Source organism: Acetobacter garciniae, from assembly GCF_017377735.1.
In the GTDB taxonomy this organism is placed as follows: Bacteria; Pseudomonadota; Alphaproteobacteria; order Acetobacterales; family Acetobacteraceae; genus Acetobacter; species Acetobacter garciniae.
Map to the genome: position 1 here is coordinate 361606 of NZ_JAFVMH010000001.1, position 22383 is coordinate 383988.

Genomic DNA, 22383 nt, shown 5'->3' on the forward strand with positions numbered 1-22383 from the left:
AGGGTCCGGGCAATATGCAACAGGCTGGCTAACAGCATTGGCCTTTTGCGAGCCGATGCACGGAGCATTGGCCATGAAGCGGATTTTGCATCGCTACAGGAAAAAACAGCACCACGTCGCGGACCGTCCCGACGCCGACCCCACAGCAGAACAGACCGGTCCCGCAGCCCAGGATGCGGGGCATAGGCACCGCCCGCCCCACGGGGCTGATCACGGGCACGCCGATACAAAGAAATTTCATCTGTCGTCGCACGATGTCATGCGGCGTTTTCGCGACCACGTGCTGGCGAATGAGAAGAACCATAGCGAGATTGTCCGCGTCGGCCTGAAGGACAGTGTGTGGACGGATCTCTACCACCACGCGCTGACGGCAAGCTGGCCCGCCTTCATGGCGATTGCCGTCGTATCCTACCTGCTGGTCAACCTGTTTTTCGCGCTGCTGTATGCCCAGGCTCCGGACCAGATTTCCAACCTGGGGCCGCATACGCTGCTGTCGCTGTTTTTCTTCAGCGTGCAGACGCTCTCCACCGTGGGCTATGGCGGCATGACCCCCGTGGGGCCGTACGCCAATATCGTTGTCTCGGTCGAGGTCTTTCTGGGCATGATGGTCACCGCCCTGATGACGGGGGTGATCTTTGCACGCTTTGCCCGGCCGCGGGCGCGTGTGATGTTCAGCGACAAGGCGGTCATCAGCAACGAAGGCGGTATTCCCGCCCTGTGCGTGCGTATCGCCAACCAGCGGATCAGCGTTATTCTGTCAGTCGATATCGAGGTCGCCCTGTCGCGCCTGGTCATGAGCGACAGCGGGCATCTGGTGCGCAAGTTCGACCAGCTTCTGCTGGTCCAGTCTCATGTGCCCGTCCTGCGCTTTGCCTTCGTGCTGGCCCATGTCATAGGGCCGGACAGTCCGCTGCACGGAAAGACCCTGGCAGAGCTTGAAGCCCAGTCGGCTGAAATCATCATTACGGTCACAGGAACGGACGAAGCGCTGGGCCAGACGGTGTTCGCCAGAACGGCGTACCGCTTCGACCGGGTGCATCACAACCATCGCTTTGTCGATATCGTCCTCAGCCGCCCCGATGGCCGGATTGCCGTCGATTACAGCCGCTTCCACGATGTGGAAGAGCATTAGGCTCGGCAACCCAAGGCCCGCAGCAGGGGGCTTTGGCCCCGTTTAGGCCCGACAGGTTTCGGGCTTTTTCCAACGGCTTGGGGCAGTAGAGCGCCGCGGCCTTTCACTCTCTGGTATCCTGTTAAACCCTGTCGGCTTTGTGTGCCGTGTCTGCGGTGCATCATGCCCGCGGGTCTGGTCCATTAACCTGTGAAACGCCCAGCAAGGTCCTAAAAATTTTTGGTGAAGCTTTTTTCGAAAACGGCGACATCCGGGAACTTTTATTTTTAATGATCGGCCAGGCGTTATGGAACAGGCTCTTAACTGGCGCGGTAGGGTTTGGAGGCATCCAGGAACACCGCGTTCGCATCGAGTTCGTGCGAGACCACGATCAGATAGGCGATGGCGCGGGTCAGTTCGATACGGGTGGTAATATTGGGCTCCACCCGTTCCATGCGGCGCAGGGCGGCGGTGGCCACGCGCGCGGCATGGGCGGTATGGCCGTATTTGCCGGTAAAATTGCTCATCCGCAGCATGACGATTTCAATCGCGCGGCGGGCGGCGGGCGGAATATGGTCACGCTTGAGCAGTGTGCGCAGCCGAATGATGTTCAGCCCGATCGTCATGGCTGCCAGGGTGCCTTGCAGGCAGCCTTCGATCGTGGGTGAAGGCGTTGGCCCGGCATGGCGGATCAGGCGCGAGAAACGGTCGGTATTGCGGCCGATCCAGTCGCGCGTCATGGGAATGGGCTCGGCCGAGGCCAGGGTGCGCAGGTCGCGCAGCATGGTCCGGCGCATGCGCCACCGCTCGGCCGCACTGTTGAACGGCAGCACGGCGCGGAAGATCAGCACCGCGAAAAACACACCGGCCAGAATGGCGAAGGTGGAATTGAACCAGGCAACCTCACTGACCCGCCCCTGGTTGAGCGGATGCACGAAATTGGGCAAAAGCAGCGTATAGGCGGCCGAATGCAGGGCCGTGCCTGCATTACGCGCGGCAAGCCCGCCTGCGAACATGGGCAGGGCCAGGGTTGCCACCAGCATTTCGTAGTTTTCCTGGGTGGGGAGTACTACAAACACCAGGAAGAACGCGACCACGGCCGCCCAGAGGCTGCCCACCATGAACTGGCTTGTCGCCACCACCGGGTTTTCACGCGTGGCGAACAGCCCGCAGACAACCGCGACAAAGGTTATGAACCCAAGCCCTGCCGACCAGGCCGTGCATTCCCACACCAACCCGGCGGAGGCAATGGCAACCGTCGCGCGTACGCCGTTATACAGGGCCTCGCGCTTGTCCACATGCGATTGCAGGCGGAAATGAAAATGGTCGCCGCGCACGAAATGCTGGCTGGCATCGTATTCGCGAATACCCTGTTCAAGCTCGCCCAGAAGCTCATCAAGCGCATTATGCAGGATGCGGCCGTCCAGCAGGGCGGAAATGCCGGTATTATGCTCGTGCGGGCCAAAGGCGGTGCCGATTTCACGCGTCAGCGCATCCACGATCTGCTGGTGGCATTCCGCGCGCAGCAGTTGCAGGTCGCGCAAAAGGGCCTGCACTTCCTCATCCGTGTCCAGACGCTGGGGGACCGATGTCAGGAATTCGCTGACCCGCGCCGCCGTTTCGCGGAAGGCGGGCTGGTCGGTCTGGACGTATTGCAGGCGCACGGCCATGCCCAGCCCGCGGGACAGCAGCACCGAAACCGCGGCAAGTGCTGCGCGGGCGTGGTCGCCTTCATGTCCGTGCGGACCCATTTCGATTTCGGAAAATTCGATCTGGTCATTGATCGAGAGAATGGGGCCGAACATGGCGCGCGAGCGGATCATGGCCTCCCGATCGCCCGAGAGCAGGCTGGCGACCGAGCTTGAAACATTCCCCAATGCCGTGCGCAGCTTGTCGCGGATGTTCCGGCGCGCAGTCTGGGCCAGGTTATGGGCGAACAGCCCCGCCACCGTGCTTTCGCAGACAATGCCCAGCACGATATACGTGGCGCGCGACATGGCGGTCATGAACACGTTTTCGGGGTGGGGAATGGCCGCAATGGCGATAATGGCCGTGGTATAGCCCGCCAGCACCAGCGCGTAGGAACGGAAGTTGCGCACGAGCGTGGCAAGCCCGCAGCACCCGCCCAGCCAAAGGGCGAGGGCTGGGAAAAAGAGCCACGCATTCTGGTTGAAGGCCGAGATCAGCGTAATGGACATGACAACGCCAATACCCGTGCCGACCAGACGCCAGCGCGCCTTTGAAAGACTTTCCCCGCGTGATCCCTGGGCTACGATCCATACGGTCATTGCGGCCCACTGGGGGTCATCCAGTTCCATCCATAGCGCGATGACAAGTGCGATCAGCGCTGCTGTGGTGGTGCACAGGGCAAAGCCCACGGCCGCGGGCGTGGGTGCCAGAAGCCATGCCAGACGCCGCCGCCCCGGCCCCGAAGGCCGCCGCAATGGATGAAAATCACGTAGGGAGCCGATCCGGGAGAGCAGGGAAAATGAAAGACTGGACACGGGGTCTACTTTGTTTGCGGCTGAGGGGAGAAAGGCATGGCCTAAGGCTTGGAAGCGTAGCGTGTTTTCCCAGTTTTTCCTTGTAGGTTCATTTGCATATCAGCTATCGCCGGTAAGGAGAACGCGTGGCGGCCCGCACGGGCGGCAGCCGCGCCAACCGAAGCGATAGTATTTAAGCCATGCCAGCGAAGGAAGGCCGAAATGTCCGAATTTTTTCAGAATATCCTGGGTAAGGTCGGGAGCGTACTGGGGGTGGATGCGCAAAACGCCATCCAGCAGCAGGTCCAGACCTGGCTCCAGCCCCAGAACGTCCAGGCCCTGCTGGACAAGGCCGATCAGGCGGGCCTGGGCGACAAGGTGCGTTCGTGGGTCAGCCAGAGCGGGAACCTGCCCGTAACCCCAGATGAAATTCACGACATTCTGGGCAGCGGCGCCGTGCATGACCTGGTGGAACGCACTGGCCTGCCCGCCGATAGCGTGCTGAGCGCACTGGCCCATTTCCTGCCTGCTGCCGTCAACGCCAAGACGCCCGATGGCGTGCTGCCCGCCACCCCGGAAAAGAGCGCCTGAAAAAGCGCCAGAAAGCCCGTCCTGCAAAGCACGCCGCCAGAATGCCTGGCGGTCGTGCATAACGCGCGTGATTGCGTTACAGTATCGCCATGACTCTGGGTGAACGTATTACACGCGTGGACGCATGGCTGCTGGATGAGCTGTGTCAGCCACTGGCTGACCGGCTGCCGGAGCGCTTTCCCGCGTTTGAACTGGGGATGAGCTGCCAGCTCGGTTCGGTGCTGCTGTCGGCGGTCTCCATCATTGCCGTTTTTGTCGTGACCGGCATGAACGACTTTGGCAACATGATCTTCAACGTGCTGATCTGGGCCCTGTGCGTCAGCTTCTTTTTCGGCCTGGGGCGGCTGCGGATGCTGGTCAAGGTCGGCATGGCCAACCCGCTGCGGCAGATGCTGCTGGGCGTGCGGATCCTGTCCATCCCGTTCACGCTTTATGTGGTCTATCAGGCCATGACCGCCCCTGCCGCCTTCAGCCTGGCGGTGTGGTTCAATGCATTTTCCAACATCGTGTTCGTGGTCGGGCTGTATTTCATTTCCTGCCAGCCGCGCCCGCCGCAGCGTCGGCCTGTCTCGCAGCTATGGGCCCGGCCCGCAACCGTGCGCGAGGGCGGCGGGTTCTGATACCCGCGTTCTTTTCGATTACCCGTAACAGTTACCCGTAAGCCCGGTCCCACGCCCTGCAATCACCCGCCCGCTACCGGGTCGGTGAGGGCAGGGCGGTTCGGAACGGTCCTGCCATGCCGGCCTGGTGGCGCCGTCCGTGCTGGTGAGCAGGACTATGGACGGGGCTTGCGCGCCCCTGTCACGGATTGGCCAGTTCGTGTTCACCCTGGGCTATGCGGGCCTGGGCGGCGTCACGCCAGGGGGCATCCTTGGGTGCGGCGTCCAGCGCCTTGCGGAACAGGTCCAGCGCCTGCGGGGTCACGTGCTGGTCCACCCGGGTCAGGGCTTCTGCCGTGCGGGCGGCCAGTTCGGGTTCGAACCCCAGGGCCAGGGCGTGGCCCCAGGCATCGGCGGCTGCGGCGTAATGTTCGCGCCCCGCTTCCGCCTGGCCCAGCAGCAGGTAGCCCTGTCGCAGGTTGGGGTCGGTCTCGGGCAGGGTGGCCAGGGCCTGGCGAAGTTGCGCCACGACCGCGTCATCCTTCTGGTCCTGCATGTGGCGCGCGACCAGGCGCGGCCCCAGCGGCTGGGCCGGCAGAAAGGGCATGCCATTGGTCAGGTAAAGGGCCACGGCCAGGAAAGGGGCCAGCACCAGCATGACCCAGCCCCAACGCGCGGTGGTGACGGCCGGCCCGCCGGGGGCGGGTATATCGGCCGCCAGAATGCGGCGCTGGATTTCCAGCTTGGCCACACCGTGTTCCTCGGGCGCGATCAGGCCTATGGCCAGGTCGCGGTCCACCTCGGCCAGTTGCGCGCCGTGCAGCACCAGGGCGGCGCTGCGTTCATCCCGGATCTCCCGGTCCCGTCGCCACAGACCCCATGCCGCAGGCGCAAGGGCGATCAGGCTGAGCAATGCGATGGAAAGCCAGATCATACGTTCTCTCCCTTGCCCGTCGGGTCCCTGTCTGCCGGGCCCGTGTCTGCCGGGTGCTCATCTGCCGAACCTTTGTCCTGCGGGGCGCGTGCGGTCAGGCTGGCCAGCCGGGCTTCTTCTTCCGGTGTCAGCGGCGCGGGTGGGGGCTGGCTTGCGCGGCGGCGGTAGAACAGCACGGCCGCACCAGTTCCTAACAGCACGGCCAGCACCGGCATGCCCCACAGCAGGACCGTGCCGAAGGAAAAGGCAGGGCGCAGGCGGATGAAGTTGCCATAGCGGCTGACCATCCAGTCCATGATCTGCTGGCTGTTCTCGCCCTTGGCTACATGCTCGCGCACCACGCGGCGCAGGTCGCGCGCAAGTCCGGCACTGCTGTCCTCAATGGACTCGTTCTGGCAGACCAGGCAGCGCAACTGCGCCCCTATGGCTTCTGCCCGGGCTTCGGCCTTCGGGTCGGGCAGCATTTCGGAAGGGTCGTCCACCGCGAAGCTCAGCCCAGGGGCCACGGCCAGATAGAACCCGAGCGCTGTCGCGCAGGCAAGGCGAAGCCAGTTCATGGTGTCTTCAACGTCCGGGCGAGGGGAATAAGCGTGTCGCGGATCGTGTCTTCGCCAAGGGGTGCGGCGCTATGCCAGCGGATCACCCCGCCCGGCCCGATCAGGAATGTTTCGGGCACGCCCGAAATACCCCATTCGATCCCCACCCGGCCATCCTGGTCAAGGCCCAGCCGGCTGAACGGGTTGCCCGAATGGCGCAGGAAACCGGCTGCATCCTCGGGCTTGTCCTTGTAGGCAATGCCCCAGAGCGGGATCTGCTCCTTCAGGGTCATGAGGATGGGCATTTCCGCAAGGCAGGGGATGCACCACGACGCAAAGAAATTCAGCACGATGGGCTGGGTAAGGCCGCGCAGATCCGCCGTGCCGAAACCCTTGCCGGGGGCAAGATCGGGTGTGGTGAAGTCCGGCACCGGGCGGTTGAGCGCTGGTGCGTGGATATCGTGCGGGTTGAACGAGCCCTGTTCCATGCCCGAGAGCATTTTCCAGAAGGCGACCCCGACAGCCCCGGCCCCGGCCAGCGGCAGGGCCATGAGCAGGCGGCGGCGTGTGGTGGTGTCTGGTGTGGTCATGATACGCTTACCGTGGCGGTGGAAGAACGCGCGCGCTGTGGAGCCCCCACCCGCACGCGCCGGTCGGACAGGGATAGCGCACCGCCAAAGGCCATGACCAGCGCGCCAAGCCACATCCACGGTGCCAGCGGGTTGTAATGCAGGCGCAGCACATAGGTGGGATTGCTGTCCGGCCCGTGCCGGTCGCCCAATACGCCGTACAGGTCGGCCATCAGGTTGGTGTGGATGGCCACATCCGTCGTGGTCTGGTTCTGGCTGTTGAAGCTGCGCTTGGACGGGTGCATGACCGTGACAAGCTGCCCGTGGCGGCGCACTTCCAGCGTGGCGGCCATGGCGGTGTAGTTGGGCCCGGGCTCCTGCGTGACGTTGGTCAGCGTCCAGTCATAGCCAGCCAGATGCTCGGTCGTGCCGATGGGAACCTCGACAATGCGGTGCTGCGCCTGCGACATGGCGGCCAGCCCCAGCACCGTAATGCCTACCCCCGCATGCGCGATGGCGGTGCCGATAATGGCGCGCGGCAGCATGCGCGCACGGTGCACGCTGTTGGCAAAAGATGTGCGGAACAGCTTGGTGCGGGTTGCGATATCCGTGATACTGGAGCCGATGATCCACACCGCCGCCGCCGCACACAGAACGGGCAGCACGCCCGAGAGCCGGATTGTTGCGACCACGACGGCAATCCCGCTTACGCAGGCGGCCAGCCAGAGCTTTTGCAACACGGGCCAGAGCTGCGCGCGTTTCCACGGCAGCATGGGGCCAAAGCCCATGAAGATGAACAGGGGCAGGGCCAGCGGGATGGTCGTCGCATCGAAAAACGGCTTGCCGACCGAAATCGTGCGATCGAACAGCAAGGACATGAACGGCGGGTACATGGTCCCTGTCAGCACCACCGCACAGATCGAACACAGCAGGATGTTGTTGAGCACCAGAGCCCCTTCGCGCGAGAGCGGGGCAAACAGTCCGCCCGCCGTCAGCGAGGGTGCGCGATAGGCGAACAGGGCCAGAGACCCGCCGATCACAACGCCCAGCAGGCCCAGAATGAACACCCCGCGCGCCGGATCGTTGGCGAATGCGTGCACGGAATTGAGAATGCCCGACCGCACAAGGAACGTGCCCGAAAGCGAGAAGGAAAACGTGCCGATCGCCAGCAGCACGGTCCAGATTTTCAGGGCCTCGCGCTTTTCCACCACAATGGCGGAATGGATCAGCGCCGTGCCGGTCAGCCAGGGGATGAGGGATGCGTTCTCGACCGGGTCCCAGAACCAGTAGCCGCCCCAGCCCAGCACGTAATAGGACCACCATGACCCCATGGCGATGCCACAGGTCAGGAAGCACCAGGCCGCCACGGCCCATGGGCGCACCCAGCGGCCCCAGGCGGCATCCACCCGGCCTTCGATCAGGGCTGCGATGGCAAAGGCGAAAGGAACGGCAAAGCCCACATAGCCCGTGTAGAGAACGGGCGGGTGAAAGGCCAGGCCCGGGTCCTGAAGCAGGGGGTTCATGCCGCGCCCGTCCATGGGGGCGGGCCAGACGCGGGCGAACGGGTCCGATGTGGTCAGGCAGAACAGTTCGAAGCCGGTCGCTACAAGGCCCAGCACGGCAATGACGCGTGCGCGCAGGGCGGTGGGCAGGCTGCGCCCGAAAGCGGCAACAGCCGCCCCGCACAGGCTGAGAATAAGCGCCCACAGCAGGATGGAGCCTTCATGGTTCCCCCATACGCCCGTGATCTTGTAAAGCAGCGGCTTGGAGACGGCACTGTTGGCCGCCACGTTCTGGACGGAAAAATCATCCGTGACGGCGGCGTTGATCAGGCAGGCAAAGGCGCAGACAAGGGCGATCAACTGCCCCACCGCCAGGCCCGGGGCCAGCGCCATCAGCCGCGCATTGCGCCTTTGCGCGCCAATAAGGGGCAGAATACCTTGCACCCCGGCCAGCACGCAGGCGAGGGCAAGGGCGTAGTGTCCGAGTTCGGGGCTCAGCATATCAGGGGTCGGGCTCCCGCCTGTTGGTCTAGTTGGTGGCGGGGGCCGCGGAAATATCCTTGCGGGCGTCCTGCACGGTCATCTGGTTCCAGCTTGTCGCACTGGGGGGCGGGCCAAAGCGCGGGTCCCATTTTCCGGCTTTTTTCAGGGCTTCGGCCACTTCCTTGGGCATATAGGTTTCGTCATGCTTGGCCAGCACTTCGGCGGCGGCAAAGTCATGCGGCGGGGTTGCCGTGCCAATGGCGACAACGCTCTGCCCCTCGCGGAACAGGTCGGGCAGAATGCCCTCGTAATGCACGGTGACGGAGGCCTGGCCATCCGTTACGTCGAAGGTGGAAATCGGGGTCTCGCCCCGTTTCTCCCGCTTGACGGAACCCGCCACCACCATGCCGCCCAGCTTGACCGTACGGTCCTTGGGGGGCGGGGCGGCCACGACCTGCGATGGCGTGACGAAAAACACGATATCGGATGAAAACGCCCGCAGGATCAGCCCCGCCGCAGTGCCCAGGCAGGCCACGCAGGCAATGACAAGCCACAGCCGTCGGGTCTTGCGCGTCATGGCGTGGCACCCGCCTGTGCTGACGGGGCGGTTCTTTTCGCACTTGTGCGTTCCAGCGCATCCAGCCGGGCGCGGTCACGCCGCAGGCGCAGGGCCGCCCCGATCGAAAGCGTAAGGGCCATGGCGGTGGCCAGCCCGTAGCTTGCCAGAATATAGGGCAGATGCGTCATGCGGCACCTCCTTTGCGGCGGGGGGAGGACAGCAGCGCGCGAATACGGCTTTCCATCACGGCCGCACGCGTGCGGGCCACCACGATGGCCGCAAAGCCCAGCGATATGCCCAGTGTGGACAGCCCGAGCGGCCACAGCATGGAACTGGACATGGTGGGCGCACCTGTCAGCGTAATGCTGTCGGGCTGGTGCAGGGTGTTCCACCACTGCACGCTGAACTTGATGATGGGCAGGTCGACCGCACCGGCTAGGGCCAGAATGGCGGCGGCGCGATAGCCGCGCTGCGGGTCGTCGAAAGCGCGGATCAGGGCGATATGGCCCAGATACAGGAAAAACAGCACCAGAACGGATGTCAGCCGCGCATCCCACACCCACCATGTGCCCCACATCGGCTTGCCCCACAGCGAACCCGTGGCAAGGCACAGGGCGGTAATACACGCACCCACCGGTCCGATTTCGACCGCCGCAAGGTCAGCCAGCGGATGGCGCCAGACGAGGGAGAGCACGCCGCACAAGGCAAGCCCCGCATACCCGCCCGATGCCAGCATGGCGGCGGGGACGTGGATATACATGATCCGCACGGAATCTCCCTGCTGCCAGTCTGCGGGGGAGAAGAACAGCCCCCAGCCCAGCCCCACCAGGGTCAGCACGACGGCGGGCCAGGTCAGCCAGGGTTGCAGGCGGGCACCCAGTTTAAGAAAGCGTCCGGGATTGGCGTAGCGGTGGAAAAAACCGCCAGCCCGCGCGGTAAAGGTTGGTGTGGCGTTCAAATGATGACCCGCTCCGTTTCCAGTTTGACCCGTTCGGCTGTTCTCCATTCCACATTCACGCGCCTGTGGGAAGGGGACTATGCTTGTCTTCTTTGATATAACGCGCAACGTATCTTGACATAACGCGGTTCTTCGTGGGCGTTCTGCCTGCGCGATACAACCACCAGAGCGAGAGTACCAAACGCAATGCTGTTTGCCATTATCTGTACTGACCGACCCGGCGCGCTGGAACTGCGCGTGGCCACGCGTGCGCAGCACCTGGCCTTTCTTGAAAGCCACAAGGCGGCCGTGCAGTTCGCGGGCCCGCAGCTTGACGCACAGGGCAAGCCCTGCGGCAGCCTGATCCTGCTCGATGTGCCCGACCGCGAAAGTGCCGAAGGCTTTGCCGCAGCCGACCCTTATGCCGGGGTCAACCTGTTCGAAAGCGTGATCGTCAGGCCCTTGCGGACCGTCTTCCGCGACGGGCAACTGGTGGCATAGGCATGGCGTACTGGCTGGTCAAAAGCGAACCGGACGCCTTTAGCTGGGCGGAACAGGTTGCCCATGATGTGGAACCCTGGACGGGTGTGCGCAACCATCAGGCCAAAAAAAACCTCATGGCCATGAAGGCGGGGGACCGCGCGTTTTTCTACCATTCCAACGTGCAGCGCGCGATCGTGGGCGTGGTGGAAGTGGTGCGCGAAGCCTATCCCGACCCCACGGTGGCCGATGGTTCGGGGCCCAAGGGGGCGTGGGTCTGCGTGGACGTGAAAACCGTCGGCTCCATGCCCCGCCCGGTGGCGCTGAGCGAAATCAAGGACACGCCCGCCCTGGCCGAGATGGCGCTTGTGCGCCAGTCCCGCCTGTCGGTCTGCCCTGTCACGCAAGCCGAATGGGCGCTGCTGTGCGAAATGGGCGCATGGGCCGAACCGGGCTGAAGGCTGCCGGGCCCCTCAGGTCGGGGTTTTGAACACGCTATCGTGATAATGTGCAGGCGGCTTGGGCGGACCCGCCATGGGTATCCCCCGGGGCGCCTGTGCAGGGGCCTCCCTGACGGGCGTTTCCCGTAAGCGACCCTATGAGCATTTCCCGTGGGCGAGCCTCCGGCGGGCCTGCTCCACGGGGTGCTTCAGCCTTGTGTGGGCTCAGACCTGTGTGGCTTGCGTCCAGAGCTGGGCGGAACGGTTGCCCGAACGGCAATAGGCAAAAATCGGGCCGGGCAGGGTGTTGATCGTCTCCTGCGTTTCGATAATGGCATCCGATGACGGGCCATGGCCTGCCATGACCGGTATGGCGATAAAGGACAGGCCTGCCGCCTTCGCCGCGTCGCCAATGCTCTGGGCTGTCGGCTGGCCCGGTTCCTCGCCATCGGGGCGGTTGCAGATGATGGTCTTGAAACCGGCCTTGGCAATGGCGGGAATGTCATCCACCGTAATCTGGGCGGAAACGGCGAAATCGGGGCTGAGCGTGTGGAATGTCATGGTCTGGACGGTCCTTTGTCGGTCATGGCCCACGCATGGCGGGCCGTAGGGCGGGTGGTATCGGGCACGGGCAGGAACCGGCGGCCAGGGGCTGCCCGTGGGGAAAAGCCGGTGCCTGAGATTTACCGGTGGATGAAATACATGTCCGAATACAGGTTCTGCAACGCGGCGTGGTCGGCCAGGCAATGGCGGATCAGCAAGGCGCGCAGGCTGACGGCGGCCTGCTGCACGGCGGGGTCGGTGCTGTCGGGGTGCAGGGCGGGAAAATGCTTCATGCAGGCTTGCAGCGTGGGGTTGCTCATATCTACCCCGGCGCGGACCTTCTCCTTCAGCGCATCGTAATAGCGCGAGACGGCGCCATCGGAATCCCACCGGGCGAGTGACGTATCCACCCTGTCGTTATGAATGAAATAGGCCACGGTCAGGAACCCGGTTTCCGGCGGGTTTGTCCCGCTCTGGACCGTCATGCGGCAGGCACGCTGCGAATAGGGCGGAAAGCTGACATCGGGCATGGCCGACACGCCCGATACCGTGACCGGCGGCGGGTCGGCGCGGGGTGGCGGGGCTGCGTCCTGCGCGTCGGCATTGCCGGGCTGGTGCGCCTTCAGCCAGGATTCCGCGACAAGGGTCGTATACTTGCCTGCCGGCGCGTAGCTGTCGGCACTGCACAGGGCAGGATCGGTCCGGGCATCGGCCAGGGCGTTCTGGTATGTTTCCTGCCCCGGTGTGGCGCATGCCCCTAAGCCCAGGGCTGCCATGAGCGAAAGACTGCCCAGCGTGCCACGCAGCGCTGCGGCCGCCCGCGTCCTGGAAAAGGATGGGTGAGAAAGACCAGTCATGGAGCCAACTCCTTGAAAGCGGGGGCACGCGCGCCAGATTCCTGACCATGGTGCATCAGACTACGTGGTGTAAGGGCTTCACGCGGGAGAGACAATGTTGTTCCCGCGCATGCGGGGCTGCGTGGAGAGGGCAGGGGTGCGGGGCGCTGTCTTTCGGGGTCGGTGCCTGTTATGTTCATGACAATTCCGATCGGGGTGGCGGCGCTGTCGCGCACCCCGATGACAGCAGGCAGGAAAAACAGAAATGAGCACGAACCAAGCAGGCGGCGCGCTGACGCCACTGGTACTGAGCGGGCAGGATCTGGGGGAACTGGAACACGCCCTGGCCGAGGTGGAATCGGGGCGCGGTGTGCTTATTCGCCTGGCTGACCTGATGGGGGGCGCTGTCGGGCATGCGGCCCGTCTTGGCCTGCGCGGCCTGGGCATGGCCCCCGGTTTCGAGGATAAATTGCGCGGCCTGGCGGAAGCCGCCGTGGCCCGCGCGTTCGATGTGGCCGTTCTGGGCATGGGCGGTGTTGCCGATACGGTCATGGAGGAACCGCGCTGGCGGGCGCCTGCCCTGCAGGCGGCGGTTGCGGTTTCGGGGGCTGTCGGGGGCTTTACGGGGCTTGCGGGCCTGGCCCCTGACATCAGCTTCACCACCCTGACCATCATGCGCGAAATTGCTCGTATCGCGCGTGAGGAGGGCGAGGACATGAACGATCCGGACGCCCGCCGCGCCTGCCTTGAAGTGTTCGCGCTCAAGGCTTTCCCCAATCGCCGCAATGGCGAGGAAAGTGAGCTGGGCTATTTCTCGGCCCGCGCGGTGCTGCGTGGCCGCCCGGTGGTGATGCTGATTGCCGAGGTCGCATCCCATTACGGGCTTGCGCTGGGGCAGAAGCTCTCGCTCCAGCTTATGCCGGTGGCCGGCGCGCTGTGCGGTGCGTCGCTGAATACGGCGTTCTTCAACCATTACCGGGCTCTGGCGCGCGCGCATTTCACTATCCGCAGGCTCGAACGCGAACACGGCCCCGTGGTGCGCGACACGGCCCTGGCCATGCGCGATAACCTCTCCCCGCGCGACAGGGACCCGCTGCTGTAAGGCACGCACGCCCATCGGGCGCGAACCGGGCTGCGGGTGAACGACCCCACGCGGCCCGGCTTTATGTGGTTCGGTCCTGTATGGCCCGGCCTTGATTTAGCGTAGCGGGGCCTTCGCGCGCGTGTCGGCCCTGAGCCCAAGAACCGTGGCCGCCACCGCGAAACCCAGGAATGCCAGCCCGCCGATTTCGGCCGTGCCGTGGTAATGGGGGGCAATGAAATCCAGGCCCAGGCACGCGAAAACAGCCAGTACGCAGAACAGGCGGAAGGTCATGGTTCCTGCTCCCTTACGCGGTTACGGGGGAAGGCATGGGCCTGCCTGCCGCCAGAGCCGCCACGTTATCGAGGGCGAGCATGCACATGGCGGTGCGTGTCTCCACCGTCGCACTGCCCATATGGGGGGTGGTGAACAGGTTGGGCAGGGCCACCAGGCGGGGATTGGGGTTGGGTTCGTGGCGATAGACATCAAGCCCGGCCCCGCTGAGCTGGCCCGATTGCAGGGCGTCTATCAGCGCGTCTTCATCCACCAGCGACCCGCGCGCCGCATTGACCAGCACGCTGCCACGCGGCAGCAGGGCCAGCGTTTGGGCGTTGATGATAGGGGGGGCGGACGCATTGCCCGGCATGTGCAATGACACGATATCGCAATGGGGCAGCATGTCTTCCAGCGTGGCGTAATAGGTGGCGCCCGCTTCTTCCGCCGCATCGAGACGGCGGCGGTTGTGGTAGAGAATATCCATGTCGAACCCGCGTGCGCGCCTGGCCAGCGCCTGGCCGATCCGGCCCATGCCCACAATGCCAAGCCGCTTTCCGCTTACGCGGTGGCCCAGCATGTCCGCCATGCCCAGCGGCTTTGTCCAGCCGGTTGTCTTGACCAGGGTGAAATATTCCGCAGCCCGGCGGCTGGCGGCCAGAACCAGCATCATCGCCAAATCGGCGTTGCAGTCGGTCAGCACGTCGGGCGTGTTGGACACGGCAATGCCGCGTTCCAGCAAAGCGGGCACGTCCAGATGGTCCAGCCCCACGCTGACTGTCGCCACCAGTTTGACGCTGTCGGGCAGCTTGGCAATATCGGGTTTGCGCAGGGGGGCCGTATGCGTCACCACCATGGCGAAGGGTTTGAATTCGTTGGCCAGTGCTATGGCCGTGGGTGTGTCCATGGCGGTGTCGGGGGGCGGGGGGGCCGTGAATTCCGAACGGATGCGCGCTTCCGCCGCGTCAAGCAGGCGAACCGAGCGAATCAGGCGTGGGGGCGTGGCTGTCACGGCGGTCTCCATAATTTTTATTGGTGCGATAGTTGGGCCGTTGCCTCCGGCCCTGTCAATCTGGCATGGCAGGGATGGCCCCGTGGCGCATGCCCTACCATCCCGGGCATGACCTGATGCCCCGCCGGTGGCACGGTTCGGGTAACAGGCGCGTCGCAATGATTCGGTCCGGCGATCGGGATTACGGGGCAGCCCCATGCGGCCGCGCCAAGGGGCCAGAACAGCAGACTGCGTGCGCCATGCAGCCAGGCCACGCAGCCAGCCATACAGCCAGGGAGGAAAGATCCGCATGCCAGAAGGGCTCAGCCCCGAATTCATGCTCGCGGCCTATGCCGCGGGGCTGTTCCCCATGGCGTCGGAAGACGGCGGGCTGGACTGGTACGATCCCGACCCGCGGGGCATTCTGCCGCTCGATGGCTTTCATCTGCCCCGGCGCCTGCGCCGCACGGCGTTGTCAGGTCGTTTCGAAGTCAGCGTGGATCGGGATTTCCCTGCCGTCATGCGCGGTTGCGCGAGCCCCGCCCCGGGGCGGGAGACAACCTGGATCAACGGTCAGATTTACCGGATTTTCTGCGCCCTGCACGATATGGGGTTCGGTCATAGCGTGGAATGCCGACTGGATGGAGATTTGGTGGGCGGCCTGTATGGCGTGGCCCTGGGCGGCGTGTTTTTTGGCGAAAGCATGTTCAGTCGCGTGAGCGACGCTTCCAAGGTTGCCCTTGTTCACCTGGTGGCACGGTTGCGGCTGGGCGGCTTCATCCTGCTGGACACGCAGTTCGGGACCGACCATCTGGCCACATTCGGCGGGACGGAAATTCCCGCGGCCCGCTACAAGGCCCTGCTGGAACGTGCCATAGCCATGCCGCCACGCTGGCAGGCAGACATTCCGCCCGATATGCTGGAAAGCGAAATCCGCAATTTATGACACCACAGCCGGCCGATTGCGGATAAAAGACCTATGAAAGATCCACGAAAGACCCATGAAAGGCGTGCAGACTTGCCGATAACCCTGCGTGAAGATTGGAGACAGCCACGGTGATTGATATTTCCCCCGTCTTGAGCAAGGGCGCGGGCCATGCGCGGCGTCTGGCGTTGCTGTCCCTGTGCGCGGTGGGGAGCCTGAGCCTTGGCGTGGGTCACGCCCATGCCCAGCAGGCGATGGATCACCCGCCGCTTACCCCCGCGCGTGATGCCGTGATTGTCTATAGTTTTCAGCCCCGCCCGACCGAGCAGGATCTGAAGGCAGGCCCGGCCCCCACCACGCCACTGCCCACGCGGCAGGTGCAGGTCCTGTATTCGGGCGATGGCGGCTTGCTGCGCCTGAACTACCTGACGGGGGCTGCCGATGGCGCCAGCCGTGGCGCCGTCATTATCAACCGCGCGGCACAGGAAGTGCTGGTGATCCTGAATACACGCCATATTTATACGCGGCTTGTGCAGCAGGAAAGCGTGCGCAACCCGTTCCTGCTCGACCTGTCCATGCAGTTCACCCGCAAGGGAACGGACACGGTGGCGGGTCAGCCCTGTACGGTCTGGCAGGCTTATTCCGCCCAAGGGTCGACCTCTGCCTGCGTGACCGATGACGGCTTTATCCTGCGCCAGGACGGGGCGGATGTGGATGGGCTGAACGGCCAGTTGGTGGCGACCAGCGTGTCCTACGAAACGGTGCCCAGCAGCGCCTTCCAGCCGCCGGTGGGGTACCAGGAAGTCAAGCCGCATGCCCCGGTTCCCGCAGGTGGCGCCGGGGAGGAAGGGCAGGGCCCGGCCGCCCAGCCCCCCGCCAGTGGCGAGCCCGGCAGCAATCCGTCCGACACCAGCCAGCCCGATACCAGCCAGCAGGGGAACCCGTAATGGTCATGTGTCGTCATGGCGCGCGTCTGGCTTGCGCGGGCACGATCATGTCCTTTCTGGTCGCACTCGCCTGGCCTGGTGTGGGCGGGGGGCGCGCTTTGGCCCAGGGCACGGCCGATGCCCCTTATGTCACGCCATCGGTGGATGCGGATGTGATGTATGAGGTGGCCTCCGCCCAGGGGGAGACCTCGGCCCGGCAACGCATGCGCTGGCAGGTTTCCACCCTGCGGCAGCGCCTGGACCCCCAGGGGGCGGGCGTGTTCATGATCACGTCGTGGAAGGATCGCACCCTGCATGTGGTGGATGAAAGCCGTGGGCGGGAGAGTTCCATGCCCGTCCCCGGCCAGCAGGAACTGACCCTGCCAGGCCAGCACCCAGCTACGGGCACCTATGCGCGATTGGGGAGTTCCACTGTCGCGGGTGAAGGCTGCACACTATGGCGCACGACCGATACGGACGGGCGACAGACCGATGCCTGTTATACGGCTGATGGCCTGCTGCTTCAGGTTGTCCAGAACGGGCAGGTGCGTGTGCGCGCGCTCAGCGTCAGTCGCGCAGCCCAGCCGGACAGCGTTTTTGCCATTCCGGCAGGCCTGAAGTCCGAAGGCCCGGCCCATCCCTGATCGCGGGTGGCGGGGCGGTGCGAAAAGGCTGACAGGAAAGGTGCCTTGCCCATGAAACCGCAAGCTGGCGGGGTTTCCCTGCGTGTGCTGGGCGCACTGGCCCTGGTTTTCACCTTTTGTGCTTTTGGCTCATGCCTGCCGGGGCGGGAGGGCGTGGGTTTGGGTGGGGTTGCACACGCAGCCGATGGCGGGGCGGCGAATGTGTGCCTTGCTCCGCAGGCGGCTGCGCCCACGCAGGTTCTGGTTGTCGTGCCGTCCGGCACCGTTTTTACCGCGCAGCAATGGCAGCGCAGGGTGGTGCCCCAGCGCGGCAATACCCATCACCATAACCATACGCGCATCGTGCTGGACAGCCGCACCGAAGGGTTTGTTACGACCGAGACCGTGACGCTCACCCACATGCAGCCCTGCGCGCAGGCCGATGCCGCCAGTGTGGTGTCGCACACGCGCCACTGGCTGGTGGCGCCCGTGAACCCCGTGGCCGATCCGGCGTTTCATGCGGTGGGGGAGATCAGCGGCAACGGGCTGGACACCAAAATGGTGGATGAGGAAACATCCTTCCGCACCCTTGCACGCTCGGGCCAGCTCCAGGCTTCCGTGACCAGTGCCTTGAACGACACCGTTTATTTGCAGGAAGGTCCCGCGGACATGCTCTCCGACGATAGCGGTGACGCGGCCCAGGCTTTACCCGACAATGCGACCCCGCAAGGGCGCGAAACCGGCCAATGGCTGGATAAGCTGCCCGACATACATGACGGGGACGAGGCCGCGGACGATCTGCCGGGTTACGCTGCGGCGGGTGCTTCGGATAAGAAAAGACAGTAAGGTGGCGTATCCATCGGATCGGGTCGCGCTGTACGGGCTGAGGTTCGTCACGTAAGGCTGTTGGATGACTGCCCCGAAGGTGAGGGGAGAAGACCTGTTTGGAGCGCGGCGTGGCGAGAGGTATTATTGAGAGAGTGAGCAGAGTATTATCGCTGTCAAGCAATTTTGTGGAATCACCATTTTTTGCGCAGGACTCGAGAGAGTAGAATGCAGGAGATCAAAAGAGTGAGCGGCGTTCCTGTTTCTGTGGTCATAACGACATATAATTCTGCGGATATTATAGAAGAAACCCTTTGTAATATTAAAAACCAAACACTTGAGTATTATCAGGTTATTGTGGTTGACGATAAATCGACGGATGGTACGGCAGAGATACTGGAAAAATTTGACAAGGAGGACAATTTCAAGATCGTTTTCAACGATAAAAACCGTGGTGCTGCCTATTCGAGGAATCTGGCCTTATCCCTTGCTCAGGGTGAGTATCTTATCTTCCTGGACGATGATGATATATATCATCCCGATATGCTGGAAAAAGCCTATCATGCTGCTAAATCACGTGATGCGGATATAGTGGTTTTCCGGTCATACGGTAAAAATCTGCAGACGCATGATACATCTCCCATGACATGGTCCATCAGAGATGATTTATTGCCGGATACGGAGGTTTTTTCTGCCAGGGATATAAAAAACAATATTTTCCACTGCTTTGTATGGTGGGCATGGGATAAGATTATCAAAAGAAAAATCATTCTGGAATCCGGGTTGCGATTTCAGGAAATAAGAACGACCAATGATTTGTATTTTGTTTTTTCTATTGTTCTCTGCGCGCAGAGACTGTCAAAAATAGACGATTATCTTATTACGCATGTCTTCGATAGAAAGAACTCGCTCTCCAATACCAGGGAGCAATCGTTCCTCTGTGCGCTCATCGCGCTCAGAGGGGTACGGGATGAGTTGATAAAAAAGGGTGTATATGAGCATTATAAAGCATATTATTTTGAATATTGTGTCAGTTTCCTTAATTGGCATCTGATTACATTAAAAGACACGGCTTTTTTTGAAATGTATGAATGTATAAAGGATTTCTTTCAGGAAATTCAGTTAGACCCCAGTCTTCTTGCGGGAGGCTATGAAAAAGAAAAATATAAGGAATTTTCAACGCTTTCTTCCAACGAATATTTAATACGGGAATTTCATAAGCTGAGCCTCGACCGTACGCGGGGCGAGGTTGAACTGAAAAAGACGCAGGCTGATTTTAAAAACACCGTCACGTCCCTTGAACACAAAGTGGCGTCGCTCGAAGCATCTTTGAATGAAAAAGAGAATATTATTATAAAATTAAAGAATTATATTTCTCATATGGAAAGTTCAAAATCGTGGAAAATAACAAAACCCCTGCGCGCGGTTAATTTTTTTGTAAGCAATAGTGTCGGGAGAGGGGGTAGGAGATAGTTTTGTAATTTTTATTGATTTTATGGGCGCGGTCGCTCATGAGACAACGAAAATATAAAATCTTTTAAAGAGGTGCTGATTGCGTATCTTATTGACAGGCGGTTGCGGTTTTATCGGGTCTGCGGTCATCAGGCACCTTGTCCGGACGACCGATCATTCTGTTCTGAACGTGGACTGCATGACCTATGCAGCGTCCGAAGAAACAGTGGAAGATGCGTCGTCCAGCGGTCGGTATGCGTTCGCGCGTACCAATATCGTCGATAGCAGCGAGATGAGCTGCCTGTTCGAGGCGTTTCGTCCCCACGCGGTCATGCATCTGGCGGCCGAAAGCCATGTCGATCGCTCGATCGACGGTCCGGGCGTGTTTATCCAGACGAATGTGGTGGGCACGTACTCCCTGCTCGAAGCCGCCCGCAAATACTGGCTGTCGCTCGACAAAGCCGATCGGGCGGCTTTTCGCTTCCATCATATCTCGACGGATGAGGTGTTCGGTGCGCTGGGGCCCCATGATCCGCCGTTTACGGAAACGACACCTTACGATCCGCGCAGTCCTTATTCCGCCAGCAAGGCATCGTCCGATCATCTGGTGCGGGCATGGTACCATACCTATGGGCTGCCCACTTTCGTGACCAATACCACCAACAATTACGGCATCTGGCATTTCCCCGAAAAGCTTATTCCGCTCATCACCATCAACGCCATCGAGGGCAAGGACCTGCCTGTCTATGGTGATGGCGCCAATGTGCGGGACTGGCTGTTCGTGGAAGACCATGCCGAGGCCCTGGTCAAGGCGGTCGAAAAAGGCGTTCCGGGCGAAACCTACGCCATAGGTGCCCGCCAGCCGCGCAGCAACCTGGAGGTTGTCCGTACCATCTGCAAAGTGCTGGACGAACTCGCGCCGGATGCACACGGGCCGCGTGAGCGTCTGATCCGGTTCGTCACAGACCGCCCGGGCCATGATTTCCGCTACGAAATCGATCCCTCCCACGCCGAACAGGCGCTGGGCTGGAAAGCCCGGCATGATTTCGAAACCGGAATCCGCCGCACCGTGCAGTGGTATCTGGACAACCGCTCCTGGTGGGAGGGCATTCGCGCCCGCCGTTATACTGGCAACCGTATGGGAACTGCCGCCGAATGACACAGAAAACTGCAATTTCCACACCCATGAAGGGTATTCTGCTGGCAGGCGGCTCCGGAACCCGGCTCTACCCGATGACCATAGCCACCAGCAAGCAGCTTCTGCCGGTTTACGACAAGCCGATGATCTACTATCCGCTGTCCACGCTGATGCTGGCCGGTATTCGCGATATCATGATCATCAGCACACCGGCCGACCTGCCGCAGTTCAAGCGCCTGCTGGGGGATGGCTCCCAGTTTGGCGTGACGTTCGAATACCGTGTTCAGCCCACGCCAGACGGTATTCCACAGGCTTTCCTGATCGCGGAGGACTGGCTGGGTCATGCGCCCAGTGCTCTCGTCCTTGGCGACAATCTGATTTTTGCGGACCATTTAAGTGTTGCCCTGCAAACCGCTGCCTTGCGGCCTTCGGGGGCGACGGTTTTCGCCTATCAGGTCCGTGACCCCGAGCGTTATGGCGTGGTGACTTTCGATTCCACGGGGCGCGCATTGAGTATTGTTGAAAAACCCAGCAATCCCCCTTCCAACTGGGCGGTCACCGGGCTTTATTTCTATGATGCTCGGGTGCTGGACTTTGCCAAACGGCTCAAACCCTCAGACCGCGGCGAACTGGAAATAACCGATCTCAATCGCTTCTATCTGGAAGAGGGATCCTTGCAGGTCGACCGTCTTGGGCGGGGCTGTGCCTGGCTGGACGCGGGCATTCCAGACAGCCTGATGGAAGCAAGCCAGTTTGTGAATACGATTCAGGCCAGGCAGGGCATGCTCGTCGGCTCCCCGGCCGAGGTCGCCTACCGTATGGGCTTCATTACAGCGGATCAGTTGCGTGATCATGCCCGATGCATGATCAAGACGGAACTGGGGCGTCTGTTGATGCAGGTTGCCGATTCAGAAGCTGGGCATCGCTGATCGCAAGGCTTTTCTTCCAGAATATTTATACATGCTAGAGTTCAGAGTATGAAAACAGAGCGCTTGGCCATTCCTGACGTCATTGTCCTGACACCGCCTCGTTTCGGGGATAATCGCGGTTTCTTCTCGGAAACCTATAATATCGACCGTATGCGTGAGGCAGGCATCACTCAGCCTTTCGTGCAGGACAACCAGAGTCTTTCCCGCCAGAAAGGCGTTGTGCGTGGCTTGCACTGCCAGGTTGCGCCCCACGCCCAAGGCAAGCTGGTCCGCTGCACGAAAGGTGCTATCTGGGATGTGGCAGTGGATGCCCGTACCGGTTCCCCGACCTACGGCCAATGGGTGGCGGCCGAACTGTCGGAAGACAACTGGTCGCAGCTCTGGATTCCGCCTGGGTTCCTGCATGGCTTCTGCACCCTGACGGAGAATGCGGAGGTCCAATACAAATGCACGGCCCTTTACGACAAGGCATCTGAACGCGCGGTGATCTGGAACAGTGCAGAGCTTGCCATTGACTGGCCGATCAAGCCGGAGGACGCCGTGTTGTCCGAAAAAGACCTGCTGTCCCCCGAATTTTCGGCGGCCCAGGGCTGGTTTCAGCTATAGCTGCGGGGCAT

25 protein-coding genes and 1 pseudogene are annotated in these 22383 nt (G+C 62.2%); 14 read left to right on the forward strand and 12 right to left on the reverse strand.

Annotated features, from left to right (window positions below; translation table 11 throughout):
• Nucleotides 1-259: 259 nt before the first annotated feature.
• A complete protein-coding gene (locus J2D77_RS01610) occupies nucleotides 260-1132 on the forward strand; it encodes an ion channel (RefSeq protein ID WP_407927071.1) in 873 nt (290 codons plus the stop codon).
• A gap of 299 nt (nucleotides 1133-1431) precedes the next feature.
• Here J2D77_RS01610 and J2D77_RS01615 read toward each other — a convergent pair whose 3' ends face one another.
• Nucleotides 1432-3615, reverse strand: coding sequence for an FUSC family protein (locus tag J2D77_RS01615; RefSeq protein ID WP_207844444.1), 2184 nt, complete (start codon nucleotides 3613-3615; stop codon nucleotides 1432-1434).
• Nucleotides 3616-3816: 201 nt separating this feature from the next.
• On the opposite strand from J2D77_RS01615, the gene J2D77_RS01620 reads away from it, so the two are divergent.
• A complete protein-coding gene (locus J2D77_RS01620; RefSeq protein WP_207844446.1) occupies nucleotides 3817-4185 on the forward strand; it encodes a YidB family protein in 369 nt (122 codons plus the stop codon).
• A gap of 89 nt (nucleotides 4186-4274) precedes the next feature.
• Nucleotides 4275-4805 carry a hypothetical protein gene (locus J2D77_RS01625; protein WP_207844448.1) on the forward strand — a complete coding sequence of 177 codons (531 nt, stop codon included), beginning with the start codon at nucleotides 4275-4277 and terminating at the stop codon, nucleotides 4803-4805.
• A gap of 181 nt (nucleotides 4806-4986) precedes the next feature.
• Here the strand turns inward: J2D77_RS01625 and ccmI are convergent, their stop codons facing one another.
• The 7 genes and pseudogenes from ccmI to J2D77_RS01660 form a co-directional block, all read right to left on the reverse strand.
• Complete coding sequence (ccmI, locus tag J2D77_RS01630) at nucleotides 4987-5718, reverse strand: c-type cytochrome biogenesis protein CcmI (protein ID WP_207844450.1); 732 nt, start codon at nucleotides 5716-5718, stop codon at nucleotides 4987-4989.
• A gap of 59 nt (nucleotides 5719-5777) precedes the next feature.
• Nucleotides 5778-6275 (reverse strand): annotated as a pseudogene (locus J2D77_RS01635) (cytochrome c-type biogenesis protein); the annotation flags it as partial.
• Entirely contained in the window at nucleotides 6272-6844 is a 573-nt protein-coding gene (locus J2D77_RS01640) for a DsbE family thiol:disulfide interchange protein (protein WP_230975399.1), read from the reverse strand. The gene J2D77_RS01640 and the pseudogene J2D77_RS01635, both read right to left, overlap by 4 nt.
• Nucleotides 6841-8826 (reverse strand): heme lyase CcmF/NrfE family subunit, encoded by a 1986-nt coding sequence (locus J2D77_RS01645; protein ID WP_207844454.1) that lies wholly within the window; start codon nucleotides 8824-8826, stop codon nucleotides 6841-6843. Before J2D77_RS01645 ends, J2D77_RS01640 begins: the two co-directional genes overlap by 4 nt.
• A 28-nt stretch (nucleotides 8827-8854) precedes the next feature.
• A complete protein-coding gene (gene ccmE / locus J2D77_RS01650) occupies nucleotides 8855-9385 on the reverse strand; it encodes a cytochrome c maturation protein CcmE (protein WP_207844456.1) in 531 nt (176 codons plus the stop codon).
• Nucleotides 9382-9555, reverse strand: a complete 174-nt coding sequence (locus J2D77_RS01655; protein ID WP_207844457.1) for a hypothetical protein — start codon at nucleotides 9553-9555, stop codon at nucleotides 9382-9384. Before J2D77_RS01655 ends, ccmE begins: the two co-directional genes overlap by 4 nt.
• Nucleotides 9552-10325 carry a heme ABC transporter permease gene (locus J2D77_RS01660; protein ID WP_207844459.1) on the reverse strand — a complete coding sequence of 258 codons (774 nt, stop codon included), beginning with the start codon at nucleotides 10323-10325 and terminating at the stop codon, nucleotides 9552-9554. The genes J2D77_RS01655 and J2D77_RS01660 overlap by 4 nt, the downstream gene beginning before the upstream one ends.
• Before the next feature lie 186 nt (nucleotides 10326-10511).
• Between J2D77_RS01660 and J2D77_RS01665 the strand changes: the two genes are divergently transcribed.
• Nucleotides 10512-10805, forward strand: coding sequence for a YciI family protein (locus tag J2D77_RS01665; protein ID WP_207844461.1), 294 nt, complete (start codon nucleotides 10512-10514; stop codon nucleotides 10803-10805).
• 2 nt (nucleotides 10806-10807) lie between these two features.
• On the forward strand, nucleotides 10808-11242 hold the full coding sequence (locus J2D77_RS01670; protein ID WP_207844463.1) for an EVE domain-containing protein: 435 nt from the start codon (nucleotides 10808-10810) through the stop codon (nucleotides 11240-11242).
• A 207-nt stretch (nucleotides 11243-11449) separates the two neighbouring features.
• Here the strand turns inward: J2D77_RS01670 and J2D77_RS01675 are convergent, their stop codons facing one another.
• Nucleotides 11450-11785: a TIGR01244 family sulfur transferase gene (locus J2D77_RS01675; RefSeq protein ID WP_207844465.1), complete on the reverse strand. Its 336-nt coding sequence runs from the start codon at nucleotides 11783-11785 to the stop codon at nucleotides 11450-11452.
• Between the two features lie 122 nt (nucleotides 11786-11907).
• Nucleotides 11908-12624: a hypothetical protein gene (locus J2D77_RS01680; RefSeq protein WP_207844467.1), complete on the reverse strand. Its 717-nt coding sequence runs from the start codon at nucleotides 12622-12624 to the stop codon at nucleotides 11908-11910.
• A gap of 244 nt (nucleotides 12625-12868) precedes the next feature.
• On the opposite strand from J2D77_RS01680, the gene J2D77_RS01685 reads away from it, so the two are divergent.
• Complete coding sequence (locus tag J2D77_RS01685; protein WP_207844469.1) at nucleotides 12869-13705, forward strand: EcsC family protein; 837 nt, start codon at nucleotides 12869-12871, stop codon at nucleotides 13703-13705.
• Between the two features lie 96 nt (nucleotides 13706-13801).
• Here the strand turns inward: J2D77_RS01685 and J2D77_RS01690 are convergent, their stop codons facing one another.
• Nucleotides 13802-13978 (reverse strand): hypothetical protein, encoded by a 177-nt coding sequence (locus tag J2D77_RS01690; RefSeq protein WP_207844471.1) that lies wholly within the window; start codon nucleotides 13976-13978, stop codon nucleotides 13802-13804.
• 13 nt (nucleotides 13979-13991) lie between these two features.
• Nucleotides 13992-14969: a 2-hydroxyacid dehydrogenase gene (locus tag J2D77_RS01695; RefSeq protein ID WP_207844473.1), complete on the reverse strand. Its 978-nt coding sequence runs from the start codon at nucleotides 14967-14969 to the stop codon at nucleotides 13992-13994.
• A gap of 289 nt (nucleotides 14970-15258) precedes the next feature.
• Between J2D77_RS01695 and aat the strand changes: the two genes are divergently transcribed.
• From aat to rfbC, 8 genes are all read left to right on the forward strand, one after another.
• On the forward strand, nucleotides 15259-15894 hold the full coding sequence (gene aat / locus J2D77_RS01700; RefSeq protein ID WP_220556007.1) for a leucyl/phenylalanyl-tRNA--protein transferase: 636 nt from the start codon (nucleotides 15259-15261) through the stop codon (nucleotides 15892-15894).
• A gap of 119 nt (nucleotides 15895-16013) precedes the next feature.
• Nucleotides 16014-16820, forward strand: coding sequence for a hypothetical protein (locus J2D77_RS01705; protein WP_407927072.1), 807 nt, complete (start codon nucleotides 16014-16016; stop codon nucleotides 16818-16820).
• Nucleotides 16820-17443, forward strand: coding sequence for a hypothetical protein (locus J2D77_RS01710; protein ID WP_230975400.1), 624 nt, complete (start codon nucleotides 16820-16822; stop codon nucleotides 17441-17443). Before J2D77_RS01705 ends, J2D77_RS01710 begins: the two co-directional genes overlap by 1 nt.
• A gap of 51 nt (nucleotides 17444-17494) precedes the next feature.
• Nucleotides 17495-18268 (forward strand): hypothetical protein, encoded by a 774-nt coding sequence (locus tag J2D77_RS01715; RefSeq protein WP_207844477.1) that lies wholly within the window; start codon nucleotides 17495-17497, stop codon nucleotides 18266-18268.
• 225 nt (nucleotides 18269-18493) lie between these two features.
• Nucleotides 18494-19720: a glycosyltransferase family 2 protein gene (locus J2D77_RS01720; protein WP_207844479.1), complete on the forward strand. Its 1227-nt coding sequence runs from the start codon at nucleotides 18494-18496 to the stop codon at nucleotides 19718-19720.
• 79 nt (nucleotides 19721-19799) lie between these two features.
• Complete coding sequence (rfbB, locus tag J2D77_RS01725; RefSeq protein WP_207844481.1) at nucleotides 19800-20858, forward strand: dTDP-glucose 4,6-dehydratase; 1059 nt, start codon at nucleotides 19800-19802, stop codon at nucleotides 20856-20858.
• A gap of 26 nt (nucleotides 20859-20884) precedes the next feature.
• On the forward strand, nucleotides 20885-21766 hold the full coding sequence (gene rfbA, locus J2D77_RS01730) for a glucose-1-phosphate thymidylyltransferase RfbA (RefSeq protein ID WP_207844989.1): 882 nt from the start codon (nucleotides 20885-20887) through the stop codon (nucleotides 21764-21766).
• 48 nt (nucleotides 21767-21814) lie between these two features.
• Nucleotides 21815-22372, forward strand: coding sequence for a dTDP-4-dehydrorhamnose 3,5-epimerase (rfbC, locus tag J2D77_RS01735; protein ID WP_207844483.1), 558 nt, complete (start codon nucleotides 21815-21817; stop codon nucleotides 22370-22372).
• The last annotated feature ends 11 nt before the right edge of the window (nucleotides 22373-22383 follow it).